The 1,465-nt window shown below is 26.8% G+C and carries 1 protein-coding gene; it reads right to left on the minus strand.

Annotation, left to right across the window (positions count from 1 at the left end; translation table 11 throughout):
• Positions 1-433: 433 nt before the first annotated feature.
• A complete protein-coding gene (locus AVBRAN9331_RS09675; protein ID WP_214120661.1) occupies positions 434-1,315 on the minus strand; it encodes an Abi family protein in 882 nt (293 codons plus the stop codon).
• Positions 1,316-1,465: the final 150 nt, after the last annotated feature.

Raw genomic sequence — 1,465 nt, forward strand, 5'->3', positions numbered from 1 at the left:
GCCGCCACGTTTGTGTTAATTCTAAATCCCATAATTTTCTCCTTAAAAAAATAATTGTCTTGATTTCCTTATCAAGTTACAACTATATCGGTGTGCTAAAAAATAACTTTAGGGGTAATGTGAAAAAATTTTTAAAAATGTGATTGTGATGTGGGGATAGGTGGCTTTTTGTGATTTTTTCTGTTAGGAAAAAATCGTAAAAAGCCTTGTGTTAGCTCGTTTTTAAACGAGCTAACCGAAATGAATAGGATTTTAGAGTGTGAAATTTCACGGAATTTGAAATTAGAATTAGGATTTTGTGAAAAACTTGTGAAAATGTGAAATATTTGTGAAAAGTTTTGATGAAAGACCCGCAAAAGCGGGGGGCGACCCATTCGCCCCTAAGATGTGATGAGATGTTATACAAAATTGATTAATATTTTTAAAAGCTTGCTTATATTTTTATAATATATTGATTGTCGTTTAAACCCATTGATTTTAGATTTATATTTGGATATTTATTTAGTAATGTATTTAAGTCATTATAAAAGGTGTTTTTAGGATTTATAGTTTGTAGTAAATAAATTATTACATTTAAAAATGCAAAAATTTTTTGATTATTTAAATCTTTATTTTGAAAAAAGTCATTTTTGCTAGGAATTTTTAAGACTACGGCTAGAGTTTTATTCCATAATCTTGAATGATGTGCGCAAATATTTCTTACAAGCGTTGCTATATGTAACCAATTTACCAAAATGGATTTATTTATATTAAAAATATCAGAAATTTTCTTTTGCTCGTTTGTCTGCAATAATGCGTAAAAGTTAGATAAAGTGCCAAACGACATTACTTCTACAATTGCCCATAATGGTATTTCATTATAATTATCTAAAAAATGCTTTATAAAGCTTTCGTTAGAGCGTTTTACTTCCTTAAATATCGTATCTATAAGGCTTTTGTGTGTTTTAATGTTTTTATGATTTTGTGTAAAATTTAACTCACATAAATATCCTGTAGCACCAAAGGATAATGTATGGTAGTATGCAATTTGTGTTCTAAAATATAGCTCAATTGTCTGCAAAGCATTAGAAACTAGAGCTTTTAGCTCCATATCAAAATCATACAAATAAATAATATCCGTGAAATTAGTATTTTTAATAAAATTCTTATTATCATCATAAAAAGGTAAAAAATATGCACTTAATCTGTAATAATTTAAATTTCTTAATTTTTCTAAAGCAAAATCTTCATTTAAAATAGTTAAATTTTTAGATCTTAACAATTCTAATTGTTCTTGCCAAGTTCTGTGGGGTTTATTATATGTTTTTTTATCCATAATCAGCTTTCAAATGTCCCTAAGGGTTGCGCATTGTTAAGAGGCTCTTAGGGAACTGTCGGAAATATATTAACATTTTTTATTCTAATAAGTCAACAAAAATGCTGAAAAATAAAATAAAAATATTAATTTTTTACTTAAACAATCTTC

Origin of the sequence: Campylobacter sp. RM9331, assembly GCF_020137685.1 — a bacterium.
Classification (GTDB): Bacteria; Campylobacterota; Campylobacteria; order Campylobacterales; family Campylobacteraceae; genus Campylobacter_E.

Excerpts from the sequence above, each read along its gene's own strand:
- AVBRAN9331_RS09675 (WP_214120661.1), bottom strand. The coding sequence starts at position 1,315 with ATGGATAAAAAAACATATAATAAACCCCACAGAACTTGGCAAGAACAA.